The sequence below is a fragment of the Nostoc cf. commune SO-36 genome, assembly GCF_023734775.1.
Taxonomy (GTDB): domain Bacteria; phylum Cyanobacteriota; class Cyanobacteriia; order Cyanobacteriales; family Nostocaceae; genus Nostoc; species Nostoc commune_A.
Window position 1 is genome coordinate 4,487,549 of the sequence record NZ_AP025732.1, and the last position, 12,984, is coordinate 4,500,532.

Sequence of the window (12,984 nt, forward strand, 5' to 3'; positions counted from 1 at the left end):
ATGGGAGCCGTCAACATCTCAACTCATTGGTAAATCCTTCACATTGTCACCACCTAAACTTGAACTCAGATGCCTTTTTTGATTTTTAAGCTGCTATTAAGACACACTTAAAATTCAATTATCAGGTTTCATGTTCAGTGTAAATCCCCATGCGAAACCTTCCACCTGTAAAGGTGGGGGATTTTGACTCCCAATAAAGCTAAAAAACTGATAATTGATAGCTGTTTACTGATAAGTGTTTGTTTTTTGCTGTCATTGATGCACTAAATGAATAATTCCCATTACTGTCAGATGATCTAGCAAAATTTATCGGTGTTATCCCTTAATTATCTAGAAAATATTTAGATAAAAGCTCACAAGCTAAGGGCGAGTAGAAATAACTAACATTTTGAATGCTGGTAGAAATTAGAAACAAACGATTATTTTACAATCACACGGGACGGAGATTTGGCGAGAGAAGTTTCCACTGCATAATTGGGAAATGGGTAAGAGGGGGAATTATATTAAACAAGTTTCTTCTTTATCTCTTCCCAATGCCCCATTCCCAATTCCTCATTTCCAAAGATTAACGATCGCTAGATTCAGGGGTTACTTCCAAATTATCCCTGTCATTTGATGCTGGAACCCTTAACTGAGGTGGTTCAATTACCAGTGTCCCAGAGGAACCGTCTAAAATTAGTTGCTCTGAGCTTCCGTCCACGGTTTTTGGATCTGGAAACACAAATCGTAACAAAGGAGGAGCTAAAAAGGTTGTCAAAATAACCATCATGATAATTGCTGCCCCTAATGGTTTCGAGAGAGCGCCACTGGCAGCGCCAACACCAGCGAACACTAACCCAACCTCGCCTCTAGGAATCATCCCGACACCGATCGCTAAACGGTTAATTCCCGGTAGACCAAACACGCTGAAACCTGTGATCACTTTACCGAGAATGGCTACTATGATCAGGAAAGTTGCCATAATCAGACCTTCCCGATTGTCGGGAATTGCTGGGTTTAAAACTCCCAAATCGGTTTTTGCCCCAACAGTCACAAAGAAAATTGGCACTAACATATCAGCAATAGGACAGACTTGTCTTTGCAGCTCTTTGCGCTTATCTGTCTCTTCTAAAACTAAACCAGCTGCAAAAGCTCCTAAAATTGTCTCTAAGTGGATGACGGCGGCAAGGTATGCCATAGCAAAAGCGAAGATGAATGCTGGTATTACCAGTCCACCGCGTGTTTTGAGTTTATCAGCGATCGCCACAAAGGATTTATTGAAAACATTGCCTAGTAGGATTGCTCCCAAAATAAAACCAGTGGCGCTGATAATCAAATAAATAACTTTGCTGACATCCACCACACCGTCTTTAGCTAGGCTAGCAACTACCGCTAAAACGATGATTCCCAGTACGTCATCAATTACGGCAGCACCCAAAATAATCTGCCCTTCTTTAGAATTGAGTCGCCCCAACTCAGACAGCACCTTGGAAGTAATACCGATACTAGTGGCAGTCAAAGCCGCCCCTGCAAAAATTGCAGGCACAGCCCCAATCCCAAACAAAGTCATCAGTCCCACAGTCCCAGCAGCAAAGGGTACTACTACCCCAACTATTGCGACGACGGTGGCTTGAATACCAACAGCCATTAAATCTTTTAAATTTGATTCTAAGCCGATTTCAAACAGCAGAATGATCACACCCAATTCTGCCAAAACAGAAACAACTTCGGACTGCGCTGCAAACACGGCTGGAGTGGCTTCAGGCGCTAAACCAGCAGTGGTTTGCAGGAAGGACATGATTAAAGAGTTAGAACTGTCTGTACCGCCTTCTGGAAAAACCAAAAGGTGGAAAACAGAGATACCAACTACCACACCACCTAGCAGTTCGCCTAAGACAGGCGGCAAACCCACTAGGTTTGATAACTCTCCACCAACTTTGCTGGCAAGATAAACTACTACTAAGCTCAGTAGCACTGCTGCTACTACCATTGAACTGTCTGCGGCTTCTGTTGCGGTAGCCAACAGAGGAAAAGAGAAGTTGATTGGATCTAACAAATGCATAGGTTCTCTGAAAATCCTTCTCTTTGATTCTGACGCGTTTCTGAAAAACATCCTATGGAGACGCTATTGCATTTCTTGATTATTATCTTGTGCTATTTGTCAACCCAATTAGTGTAGTTTTTTAGTTTCCAAAAATGTAACCATTTCAGCTTTTGACGATCGCAGTGTCAAAGTAAGAACATACAAATCGTATCTAGCGATCGCACTTGAGTTGTGAAAAACTTGTGGTAGCTGTTGACTTTCAACAGCCATCGCAAGATTGCTACATACGTTTATTCAAAACATCTGTGGATACTTTGAGGAGTGCAAATATTATGACTAGAGCCGCTTTACCCGGTTCTCAATTTCCATCTGGAAATTTGTGGAAAATACTGCCTTTAACGATGCTTTTATGTGCAACTTTCGTACTACCTGCATTTGCACAAGAAAAGGATAGATTATGGCGAACCCTTAGTGTCAGTGGTCGTGGAGTGGAAACAATTCCTACAACCCTGGCACAAGTAAGTTTAGGAGTAGAAATTCAAGGGAAAACAGCACAGGAAGTACAGCAAGAAGCTGCCCGGAGGTCATCTGCTGTAGTTGCCTTTCTCAAGAGCAAAAATGTTGAAAAATTACAAACTACTGGTATCCGGCTCAACCCAGTTTACAGCTACACCGATAATGTGCAACGGATTACAGGCTATGCTGCCAATAACACTGTAAGTTTTAGTATTCCTACCGAGCAAGCTGGGACATTATTGGATGATGCAGTAAAAGCGGGTGCAACACAAATTAATGGCATTAGTTTTGTTGCGAATGATGAAGCGATCGCCTTAGCGCAAAAACAAGCATTAAAAGAAGCTACCCAAGATGCCCAACAGCAAGCTGATGCCGTTTTCAGTGCCTTGGGTTTTAAATCCAAAGAAGTAGTGAGCATTCAAGTTAATAATGCTACTGCGCCTCCACCACCCATGTTTTTACGGGCTGAAGCTGCAAAGTCAGCTGATAATTCCACCCCTGTAATCGGTGGGGAACAGCAAGTAGAAGCATCAGTGACATTGCAAATTAGTTATTAGTCATTAGTCCTTTGTCCTTTGTCATTTGTGAGGGCAAAGGACTAATAATCAATGCCCAATACCCAATGCCCCATGCCCAATGCCAAATTAAAAATGTTCTGAAGACATATCACCTGCACTGCCCTCTCCATCTCGCTTAGAGCCTAGTAAATCTAGTTGATCTACTCTAATGATTGGCGTAGAACGATTTGCTCCTGTTTGGCGATCGCTCCATGTGTCAAACTTTAAGGAACCTTTTATGCCGATTAAACTCCCCTTACGGACATAATTACCTGCTACCTCAGCCGTCTTATCCCATAATTCCAACGTGAACCAGTCAGGTTCATCGCTGTTGCGCGATCGCCTTTTGACCGCAAGTGTCAATCTACACTTAACACTGCCAGACTCAAAATACTTTATATCAGGGTCGCTGCCTACACGGCCAACAAGGGTGACAATATTAATACTCATCTACGTTACCTTTCAGTACAAATGTACTTAGCAATTCCGACTTTCATCATAGCGAATTGTGAAACACTTGAAAATAATGTGTTAAACAGTTAACAATATAATTGACTTGAAAATTTATACACACTATTTGGAGAAACACATAAAATTATACGGATATACTAAGTTAACCAGAGAATATCAAAAAGTACGGAGCTTGAGACATACTAAATATTCTTGGGAATCATATAAAAATATAATCTAGTTTACTCAACTCAGGATACAAACATAATCGAATCAAGCACGATTAATTCTTACCGTTGTAGTCAAGAAGTAGCGCACATAGGGGGCTTACAGACGCGTGGGTATTTTTAGGAACTTTCGCACATCATGGGACATGGGTATCGACCTCGGTACCGCAAACACCCTAGTTTATGTATCTGGTAAAGGTATTGTACTACAAGAACCTTCTGTAGTTGCTATCGATGTCAACGAAAAGGTAGCACTAGCAGTAGGAGAAGAAGCCAAAAAAATGCTCGGTCGCACACCTGGAAATGTAATTGCTCTCCGCCCTTTGCGGGATGGTGTAATTGCTGACTTTGATATAGCCGAGCTAATGCTGAAAAGCTTTATTCAGCGTGTAAATGAAGGTAGGTCTTTGATTTTACCCCGGATTGTTATTGGTATTCCTAGTGGCGTGACCGGAGTAGAAAGGCGAGCTGTGATGGATGCAGCTCACCAAGCAGGAGCAAGAAAAGTGTATTTAATCGATGAACCTGTAGCTGCGGCTATTGGTGCAGGATTACCTGTTGCGGAACCCACTGGCAACATGATCATCGATATTGGTGGTGGCACAACAGAAGTTGCAGTGCTGAGTCTCCAGGGTACGGTAATTAGTGAATCAGTACGCATTGCTGGCGATGAACTGACTGAATCAATCATTCAGTATATTAAGAAAGTTCATAACTTAGTCATTGGTGAACGTACTGCCGAGGATATCAAGATTCGGCTTGGTTCTGCCTATCCCACTAATGATGATAATGAGGCGATGATGGAAGTCCGAGGCTTACACCTGCTTTCTGGTCTACCGCGAACTGTAACAATCAAAGCCCCAGAAATCCGTGAAAGTATGTTGGAACCGCTATCAGTAATTATAGAAGCTGTGAAGCGGACACTGGAACGCACACCGCCAGAGCTGGCCGCAGATATTATTGACAGAGGTATTATGTTAGCGGGTGGTGGTGCTTTGCTCAAAGGCATAGATACCCTGATTAGCCATGAAACAGGGATTATTACCCACATTGCTGCTGATCCTTTAAGCTGTGTTGTGCTAGGTACAGGTCGTGTGTTAGAAAACTTCAAACAGTTGGAACGAGTTGTCACCGAAAGCTCTCGCAATATGTAACAAAAAAAATATCAGACTTGAGTTCTATTTGAGTTCTATTTGGGTTTTATATAAATAGAATCCAAGTAGAACTCAATTTATATAAGTATACAAAGGTATATATGGTGACAATACGGCGTTGGTGGGATCGTAAAGGGTTACAAATTGGGTTGTTAGCTTTAGTAGTTGGTAGTGCTTGGATATTGCGACAGACTCAAGGTGAATTGGTGTTTGAGACATACCAAGCAATTACCCGTCCGTTAGAGATGTTGCAGTCAAGGCCAACTCCCGAAGAACGTCTCAGAGACGCCCGGATATTGGAATTGCAAACCCGTATAGAAGATTTGGAAAGTCAAAAGACAAAATTACAAGATTTATTAGGCTATGTGGAAAAAGAGCCACTGGCATCACGCCCGATTCCAGCACGGGTAATAGGACGTAGTGCTGACCAATGGTGGCAACAAGTCACCCTGAATCGCGGTACAAATGCGGGGATTCAGGAAGGCTTCATAGTCAAGGCAGATGGCGGATTAGTGGGTTTGGTGGAGAGTGTAACTCCCAATACTAGCCGTGTGTTGTTAATCAGTGACCTCAAGAGTCAAGTGGGTGTATCCGTAAGCCGCACGGCAGCTAAAGGCGTTTTGCGAGGAGATTCTTCTGCAGAAGCTGTACTGGAATTTTATGAAAAAGTCCCAAATGCCAAGGTAGGAGACTTAGTTTCCACATCTACTTACAGCCAAAAATTTCCCTCTGGCTTGGCAGTAGGACGAATTAAATCGCTGGATTTAAAGAAACTCCCCGCATCAGTGGCGAAAATTGAGCTTTTTCCGCCAATCCGCTCTCTCGATTGGGTAGCTGTATATCCAAAGCCAGAAAACCAAGAGTCGGCAAATAAAGTGCCGCAAAAGTCTAAGTAATTCTTTGAAAAAATCCATATAAAAATGAAAATTCCTGCATTCGGTGGTAGCAGGCAGAAAAAGCCAAAATCGTCAGAGCGAAAATCAAAATTCCCAATCCAGCCTCTTCCTCGTTGGCATCCTGCTGTACGTAAGTTGTTGAGTTGGATAGTGACGGTTGGATCTGTACTGTTATGTTTATTATTATTGCCAACCCGTCTGCCAGGTATGGAATTATTGGGTATTGGCCCTAACTGGCTGTTAATTTGGGTAGTAGCTTGGAGTGTGAAGCGCACGGTGTTTGCCGGAGCATTGGCAGGTATAGTTCTGGGGCTACTTCAAGATTCAATGACATCACCTAACCCTTCTCATGCCATTAGCTTAGGGATAGTGGGGGCTTTAACTAGTCTGCTCCAGAAACAGCGTTTTATCGAAGAAGATTTTATTTCGATTGCTGTAATTGTCTTTGTTTTGGCAGTTTTGGCAGAAACTATCTTTGGGTTGCAATTAACTTTGCTTGGCAATGAGCGCAAGGTGACAGATATTTGGACATATTACCAGCGTGTCGCCCTTGCTTCTGCCATTCTGAGTAGTTTATGGGCGCCTGTCGTCTATTATCCCCTAAATCTTTGGTGGCAGAGGATGAAATTGTTGGAGCAATAGTCAAGGAAGAGACGCGATTAATCGTGTCTGTTAAGAAGGGAATAGGTTACAGGTAACAGGTGAGAGTAAAGAAAACTATCTCCTGTTACCTGTAACCTACCTAAATATTTGGGGAATTTGGGCAACCTCTGGCAATATGGATTCAAGCTACAGTGAACTGTAAGTGTGAATATTACAGACTCATGTAAGTTAACACAACGACTAATAGCGCCTAGATATTACTGTTTAATTATCAGGAGCAAAGCGGGATTCTCTTGTGGAAAGGCTGCGCGATCGCGTGCAGAATATTTACAGTGTTGCCTAAAATTATGGATAATTCCCCAGTGGTCGCTCAAGCAGATGCATCCTTACCAAATGACACTCAGGAAAATATACAAATAGTGGAGTCAGCAGTTGGATCGAATTCACCACCGAAGGAAAAGATAGGAAGTGACTTTGACTCTCGCATGATGCTGCGGTGTTTGGAACTTGCCCGCCGCGCTTTAGGCCGTACTTCGCCAAATCCTTTAGTGGGAGCGGTAATTGTCAAGGATGGTGAGATTGTTGGCGAAGGGTTTCATCCTCGTGCCGGTGAGCCTCATGCAGAAGTGTTTGCCTTAAAAGCAGCAGGTGTTGGCGGCGCTCGTGGTGCAACAATCTATGTCAGCCTCGAACCTTGCAATCACTACGGGCGTACTCCCCCTTGTTCGGAAGGATTGATCGAAGCAGGGGTGGCAAAAGTAGTGGTGGGTATGGTTGATCCTAATCCACTAGTAGCTGGAGGTGGTATCGCCCGTTTACGTGCGGCGGGGATCGAGGTGTTGGTAGGAGTAGAAGAAGCAGCCTGCCGTCAGCTAAATGAAGCTTTTGTTCATCGCATTCTCTACAAACGACCTTTGGGAATTTTAAAATATGCCATGACTTTAGATGGCAAAATTGCTACTACCTCTGGTCATAGCGCTTGGGTGACAAGCCAAGAAGCCCGCAGTGAAGTACATCAGTTGCGGGCGGCTTGCGATGCCATAATTGTCGGCGGTAATACAGTTCGACAAGATAATCCTTATTTAACCACTCGTCAGGTAGAGGCACATAAACCCCTGCGGGTGGTAATGAGTCGCCATCTCAACTTACCGGAAAGTGCCCATCTGTGGCAAACTGCGGATGCTCCAACTTTGGTGTTGACACAGAAAGGTGCTAATCCCGATTTTCAAGAACTGTTGCTCAAACAGGGTGTGGAGGTGGTGGAATTAACATCACTTACACCAGATAAGGCAATGGCGTACTTATATGAGCGGGGTTTTTGTAGCGTGTTGTGGGAGTGTGGTGGTACCCTAGCTGCTAGTGCGATCGCTCAAGGAGCAATACAAAAAGTTTTAGCATTTATTGCCCCAAAAATCATTGGTGGTAGTATTGCTCCCACACCAGTGGGCGATTTAGGTTTTACTACCATGACTGAGGCGTTGTCTCTAGAACGTGTTCGTTGGCGTGTAGTAGGTTCTGACTGCTTAGTAGAAGGTTATTTTCCTCAAAAAACTAATAGTCAATAGTAATAACACTTGACTATCAATCAATTTATCGTGATTTTGCGTTGGCGTAGCCCGCCGTAGGCATCATGAACACTGACGTTCATGGGCAATATCACGTATAAGAGCTAGCCGAGATTGAATGTAGTGGCACAGATAATCACTTTGGTTAGAATCTAAGAACACTTGCGTTTCGGTTTGTTTCACTAACCACTGCACCAAGTTAGCATCATCCAGTTGTAAGAGGAGCTTGGCTTGGGCGGTTTCAACCACTGACCAAAGCTGACGCATGATTGTAGGAGTCATCAAACCTCAATTGAATAATTTAGCTTTGCTGTTTTCAGATTACACAATTTTGATCGAACTTTACGACATGAATGTAGAAGTTGATATAAGTATTATTAAAAACTTAATAATGGTATTTATAACTTTATAAAAATGTAGACTTTCATACCTGTCGCTTTAGAGGATGTTTTAAAAGTATTTGGCTGTGATTTTAGGCACTTAATGATCCCCCCTAGCCCCCCTTAAAAAGGCAGGGCTGTTTCATTCCCTAAAAGGCGGTGATTTACAAGCGTTTCAAGCAAAAAAGTCAGGTGACTAAAAAATCTGATTGGGTAAGAAAATAGCGATCGCACTGAAATTTACTCGTTGAGGTGGTAGCTTTTATTTGTCCTAGTCAAGCAAATTTCTGACTTATACTCTTGATAAAATCTTTAAGAGATCGAATGAAACAGCCCTGCCTTAAAAAGGGGGGAACCGGAATCAAAGTCCCCCTTTTTAAGGGGGATTTAGGGGGATTTAGGGGGATCTAGAACGTTTTGCTACCGACAAAAGGACTTTTAAAACATCCTCTTAGAGTGTTCCAAAAAATAAATGATCCAAAATCCGTCATTGCGATCGTAGAGAAGCAATCCCAGCCCTTGCGATTGCTTCTCTAAGATCGCAATGACAATTGAGCATTTTTTTACTTGGAGTACTCTTAGTCTATATATATATAAAAGCCGTTAAGATGATCTAGTAATGCAATGTCTTTTACATACTACAATTATGCTATCGTATGTTTTTTTTATAAATAAAAGTCGTTAACTCAATGGCTTGGTGGTCTGCTTCCGAACTTTCAGCGAGTGTTAAACCTTTTAAAACTTTTAAAACAACTTCTTCGTCTACGTATGTGATGAAAGGTTGTTACTATCTTAATTTATCTTGGGAAATTGGATGCATTTCATTGACTATTTTCAAAATCTGATGTCTTGCCCAGTAGGTACACAGAACGAAAATTATCAAAGTCTGCCAATTCATTAATATAGAAATATTTTCAGTCCCTAGCGCGACGGCGAAAAGTATAAATACAAACAGAAAGACACGAACCAGTTGATTTGGTAAATCTTTTGACCACTCACTTTTAGTCATACGATAAATAAAATAAGGTATCCAGCGACTAATCACTTGTGCTGTGAATAATATCGACCCAATGATATTGCTTTTTGTGACTACCAGAAAACCAAAGTACTTGTAAGCTTGCAATATAAAGTAAAGCCAAATTCGTGTCTGCTTATCAACAAAGTTGTAAGCATAGTAACTCACTCGTACCAACACGAGTAGACCGATCCACAATGCCATATTAGTCCAAATTGCTACTAAGTCTAAGGCACTAATTTCGGTAGCAAAACTTTTATCACTTGAGACAACTTTAGTCAATTCCAGAATAATTAGTCCAGGAACCGCGAAAGTTACAGACCAAAGCCAAGCCTGCCATACATTGATTCGGTTCTTATACTTTTGGTACGTTTCTGAAAGCGTTGGTTTTTTCTCAAACCGTTCAGCAACTGTGTCATTTTCTACATAGCCTAGTTCATAGATGCACCAGAAAGAAAGTATTAAAAAAAACATACTAATGGCATGAATAATTGGTTGGCTATTCACCAAACTCAAACATACTATCAAGACCACAAGATCGTCCAATAATACCTTGGTCAGAAAAAATTTTTTACCTGGCCGCTTTGCTCGCTCTAGATACAAAAACGGGATATAAATATCAGCCATAGCTGAAACATACTTTGCTTCTGGCCAAATAACTAAACATGGAGTTGCTACAGATGCAAGTAATTGGTTATCATCAACTGAGTCTGTAACTGCGATCGCACGAGCAACTTCCTTTTCTCCCAGTGATGCTGTCACTAAGAAATGTTTTCCTCGCTGTCTATCTATCCCTCCCTGCCAGAATCGACAAGCGATGACATCATTAAAATTTATGGGTAAATGTTTACACAGGGGACGAACAATAAAACCAAACCCTTGGGTGGCTAGTATTACACGTAAATTTGCATTCTTAGTAAGTGCCTGGATCAGGGTAGTATTGGCATAAGCTTGAGCTTGCTGTTTAGCTCGCCATTGCCACAAAATTACAGTCCAGGGAAAAACTATGGTTGCGATTAAAACTCGTATCCAATCTCGTGAAACCTCTCCTTTAATTTTCCCTGGTAGCCAATTCCACGGTTTGATAACATTCAACAGGGTGAGCAATAAGTACCCAAGAATGCGGGGTTCTAAAGTGTTGAGATACTCTTGTGTGGAATTCCGTAGAAAGAGAGTTTCATCTAAATCTACTAGGATAAGTGTACCATCCGGCGCTGTTCCAATTATGTTAACTACATCAGCTACGGAAGTCTTAGTTTCAATGACGTTTACTACATCAGCGACGGAAGTTTCAGCTTCAATGATGTTAACTACATCAGCGACGGAAGTCTCAGCTTCAATGATACAGCGCTTCCCGCTATTATGCAATACAGTTTTTCTTATTGCCTCTCTCCTAACATAGCTTTTAGCTTTGAGGATGTACCTCATAGCTGCCGGAAGTGCTGTATTTACTACATTAACTACGGAAGCTTCAGGTTCGGAAATATTTACTGCATCAGTTAAGGGAACTTCAAATTCAGCAATATTTCCTACATCAGCTTCATGTTCGGCAATATCTACTACATCACTTACGGGGACTCCAAGTTCAGCAATATTTGCTACATTGGGCAAGGGGGTTTCATCACTGTCACCGAATGTATTTATTATCATAAGGCTAATAGCTTGATATACTGATGTAATTTTTTTGTTTTATCCGTAGCTTAATAAGCTAGCACTGTTTAGCTGTAGATGGATTCACAAAATCATGTAAATTTACATCCCAAATGCTGATGTAAATAAAATTACATTGTTGGCGGATAATTTGACCCTTGACTGAGCCATTATTAAAACTAAAATTATCAGACTGACGCTGTTGTACTTGTTTGAGTCCCTGCTTTATATCTTCAGTGGCTTGCCCACGTAACATTCCATTTAATGTAGTCTCCATTACCTGCGGGTCTACTGATTCGGCAAAAGATACCTCAGTTTGACGCAGTACTTTAGAATTACGATCAAATAAGTAGCCAAGGTCAATTTTATTTGGCACTAATTTGTAAACGACAGCACGGGTATTACCCCATACGCCTCTTAAATCTCGATTTGGTTTGCCAAGGGTAGCTTCTACGATGTTTCTTGGTGTACCTGTAGGGAATGCGGGAACGCTTTGCCTGCTGGTAGTTGCAGCTAATTTACTGCGCGGCTTCTTCTGTGGCGTGGAACGCATTTCGGGTATGGGAACTGGGCTGGCATTACCCAAAGCAGGCAGCGCCTCATTCTCTGGTTCTGACTGTGGTGTGGATACTGCTACTGGCACTGGAGTATCTGAAGTTACAAGCTCTTTTTCTGGCTGTGGTATAGATACAACTGGGGGATCAGAGGTTGGCAAAGGATCGGGAATTACTCGCCGTCGTGTTGGTGAAGTCGGTACAACTGGGACTGGAGAAGTTTGGGAAAAAACAGGCGGTTCGGTAGATGCAGGAGTGGGCAAAAATTCTGGCGATGGGGTAGGACTTGTGGCAATAGTTGTTTCTGGTTTTTGCTGACGAGTGATGTTAGAAATTGCTACTGTACTAAGCAAACCACCTATCAGCAAACTACTGACAATCACAGCAGGTTTTTGCCAGTTTCTACTAGAGGAAGACGGTGCGATACCTTCGGTAAGCTTCGCTAACGCAGAATTGTTTTGCGGAGAATATAATGGCTGAGTTTGTCGAGTCGATGTAGTGGGAGAAAAAATTACTGTGGGAGTATTTGCAGCTAACTCAGGAGGTATATTACTAGCAGACTGCAAAGCATATAACATTTTACTGGCAGTACTGTAGCGATCGCCAGCATGAGGTTTAATTGCCTGATTAAGTATCGCCGCTAATTGGGAAGAGACATGAGGGGCGTGATCTTGCCAAAGTATTTCCCCAGTTTTGAGGTCAGTTAGTAGTTCTTGCGGGTGTTTACCAGTTAGCAGATAAATCGCTGTTAAGCCTAAGCTGTAGATATCTGTAGCGTAAACTGGGCGGCCAACAGCTTGTTCACTAGGCATATAGCCAGGTGTACCAATGACGAGCGATCGCGTAGGGTATCCTGGAGAATTAACCACTGAACGGATTGTTTCTTTGACTGCCCCAAAATCAATTAAAACTGGTTCGCTATCAACAGAACGCAGAATAATGTTATCTGGTTTGATATCTCGGTGAATAATGCCTTTGCTGTGGACATAATCTAAAACTGAAAGCAGACTTAAGAGAATTTGCCGAACAGCAACTTCACTCTCAAATCCTTTGGCTTCGACAATTTTTGTTAAGGTTTGCCCGTGAATCCATTCTTGGACGAGGTAAAATTGTCCATTTTCAGAAAAGTAGGCGTAGAGTTTCGGAATTTGGTTACTACTTTCACCCAAAAACTCTAAGGTTGCTGCTTCCCGTTCAAACCGTTGTTGGATAAGCTGGTAGTTTTGCGGATCATTATTGGTTATCGGTTTTAGTTGCTTGATTACACAGCGACGGCGAGAAGGCATGTGGATATCTTCTGCTAGAAAGGTTTCGCCAAACCCACCAGCGCCGATTACCTGGATAACTTGATAGCGATTGTTTAGCAGGGTTATTGTCATGAGAAATCACAAGCG

At 42.2% G+C, this 12,984-nt stretch carries 11 protein-coding genes; 5 read left to right on the forward strand and 6 right to left on the reverse strand.

Translation table 11 applies throughout. The annotated features are described in order from the left end of the window. Positions 1-565: 565 nt before the first annotated feature. Positions 566-2,041, reverse strand: coding sequence for a cation:proton antiporter (locus ANSO36C_RS20220; RefSeq protein WP_251955959.1), 1,476 nt, complete (start codon positions 2,039-2,041; stop codon positions 566-568). 108 nt (positions 2,042-2,149) lie between these two features. Further along, positions 2,150-2,293, reverse strand: a complete 144-nt coding sequence (locus ANSO36C_RS20225) for a hypothetical protein (RefSeq protein ID WP_251955960.1) — start codon at positions 2,291-2,293, stop codon at positions 2,150-2,152. A 62-nt stretch (positions 2,294-2,355) separates the two neighbouring features. Between ANSO36C_RS20225 and ANSO36C_RS20230 the strand changes: the two genes are divergently transcribed. Beyond that, complete coding sequence (locus ANSO36C_RS20230) at positions 2,356-3,096, forward strand: SIMPL domain-containing protein (RefSeq protein WP_251955961.1); 741 nt, start codon at positions 2,356-2,358, stop codon at positions 3,094-3,096. Between the two features lie 87 nt (positions 3,097-3,183). Here the strand turns inward: ANSO36C_RS20230 and ANSO36C_RS20235 are convergent, their stop codons facing one another. Further along, positions 3,184-3,546, reverse strand: coding sequence for a single-stranded DNA-binding protein (locus ANSO36C_RS20235; RefSeq protein WP_190942266.1), 363 nt, complete (start codon positions 3,544-3,546; stop codon positions 3,184-3,186). A gap of 373 nt (positions 3,547-3,919) precedes the next feature. On the opposite strand from ANSO36C_RS20235, the gene ANSO36C_RS20240 reads away from it, so the two are divergent. The 4 genes from ANSO36C_RS20240 to ribD all read left to right on the forward strand — a co-directional run bounded on the left by ANSO36C_RS20240 (position 3,920) and on the right by ribD (position 7,991). Continuing rightward, complete coding sequence (locus ANSO36C_RS20240) at positions 3,920-4,927, forward strand: rod shape-determining protein (RefSeq protein ID WP_190942265.1); 1,008 nt, start codon at positions 3,920-3,922, stop codon at positions 4,925-4,927. A gap of 101 nt (positions 4,928-5,028) precedes the next feature. Continuing rightward, positions 5,029-5,823, forward strand: a complete 795-nt coding sequence (mreC, locus tag ANSO36C_RS20245) for a rod shape-determining protein MreC (protein WP_251955962.1) — start codon at positions 5,029-5,031, stop codon at positions 5,821-5,823. 24 nt (positions 5,824-5,847) lie between these two features. Next, entirely contained in the window at positions 5,848-6,465 is a 618-nt protein-coding gene (mreD, locus tag ANSO36C_RS20250) for a rod shape-determining protein MreD (RefSeq protein WP_251955963.1), read from the forward strand. Between the two features lie 308 nt (positions 6,466-6,773). Further along, positions 6,774-7,991: a bifunctional diaminohydroxyphosphoribosylaminopyrimidine deaminase/5-amino-6-(5-phosphoribosylamino)uracil reductase RibD gene (gene ribD, locus ANSO36C_RS20255; protein ID WP_251960391.1), complete on the forward strand. Its 1,218-nt coding sequence runs from the start codon at positions 6,774-6,776 to the stop codon at positions 7,989-7,991. Between the two features lie 63 nt (positions 7,992-8,054). On the opposite strand, the gene ANSO36C_RS20260 is transcribed toward ribD, so the two are convergent. The 3 genes from ANSO36C_RS20260 to ANSO36C_RS20270 form a co-directional block, all read right to left on the reverse strand. Beyond that, positions 8,055-8,273, reverse strand: a complete 219-nt coding sequence (locus tag ANSO36C_RS20260; protein ID WP_251955964.1) for a hypothetical protein — start codon at positions 8,271-8,273, stop codon at positions 8,055-8,057. A gap of 885 nt (positions 8,274-9,158) precedes the next feature. Further along, positions 9,159-11,036, reverse strand: a complete 1,878-nt coding sequence (locus tag ANSO36C_RS20265; protein WP_251955965.1) for an HAD family hydrolase — start codon at positions 11,034-11,036, stop codon at positions 9,159-9,161. A gap of 58 nt (positions 11,037-11,094) precedes the next feature. Next, positions 11,095-12,969 (reverse strand): serine/threonine-protein kinase, encoded by a 1,875-nt coding sequence (locus ANSO36C_RS20270; protein WP_251955966.1) that lies wholly within the window; start codon positions 12,967-12,969, stop codon positions 11,095-11,097. Positions 12,970-12,984 lie beyond the last annotated feature (15 nt).

What these genes read in the sequence shown, in the direction of transcription:
- ANSO36C_RS20220 (WP_251955959.1), bottom strand. Translation starts at nt 2,041, where the DNA reads ATGCATTTGTTAGATCCAATCAACTTCTCTTTTCCTCTGTTGGCTACC.
- ANSO36C_RS20225 (WP_251955960.1), bottom strand. Translation starts at nt 2,293, where the DNA reads ATGGCTGTTGAAAGTCAACAGCTACCACAAGTTTTTCACAACTCAAGT.
- ANSO36C_RS20230 (WP_251955961.1), top strand. Translation starts at nt 2,356, where the DNA reads ATGACTAGAGCCGCTTTACCCGGTTCTCAATTTCCATCTGGAAATTTG.
- ANSO36C_RS20235 (WP_190942266.1), bottom strand. Translation starts at nt 3,546, where the DNA reads ATGAGTATTAATATTGTCACCCTTGTTGGCCGTGTAGGCAGCGACCCT.
- ANSO36C_RS20240 (WP_190942265.1), top strand. Translation starts at nt 3,920, where the DNA reads ATGGGTATCGACCTCGGTACCGCAAACACCCTAGTTTATGTATCTGGT.
- mreC (WP_251955962.1), top strand. Translation starts at nt 5,029, where the DNA reads ATGGTGACAATACGGCGTTGGTGGGATCGTAAAGGGTTACAAATTGGG.
- mreD (WP_251955963.1), top strand. Translation starts at nt 5,848, where the DNA reads ATGAAAATTCCTGCATTCGGTGGTAGCAGGCAGAAAAAGCCAAAATCG.
- ribD (WP_251960391.1), top strand. Translation starts at nt 6,774, where the DNA reads ATGGATAATTCCCCAGTGGTCGCTCAAGCAGATGCATCCTTACCAAAT.
- ANSO36C_RS20260 (WP_251955964.1), bottom strand. Translation starts at nt 8,273, where the DNA reads ATGACTCCTACAATCATGCGTCAGCTTTGGTCAGTGGTTGAAACCGCC.
- ANSO36C_RS20265 (WP_251955965.1), bottom strand. Translation starts at nt 11,036, where the DNA reads ATGATAATAAATACATTCGGTGACAGTGATGAAACCCCCTTGCCCAAT.
- ANSO36C_RS20270 (WP_251955966.1), bottom strand. Translation starts at nt 12,969, where the DNA reads ATGACAATAACCCTGCTAAACAATCGCTATCAAGTTATCCAGGTAATC.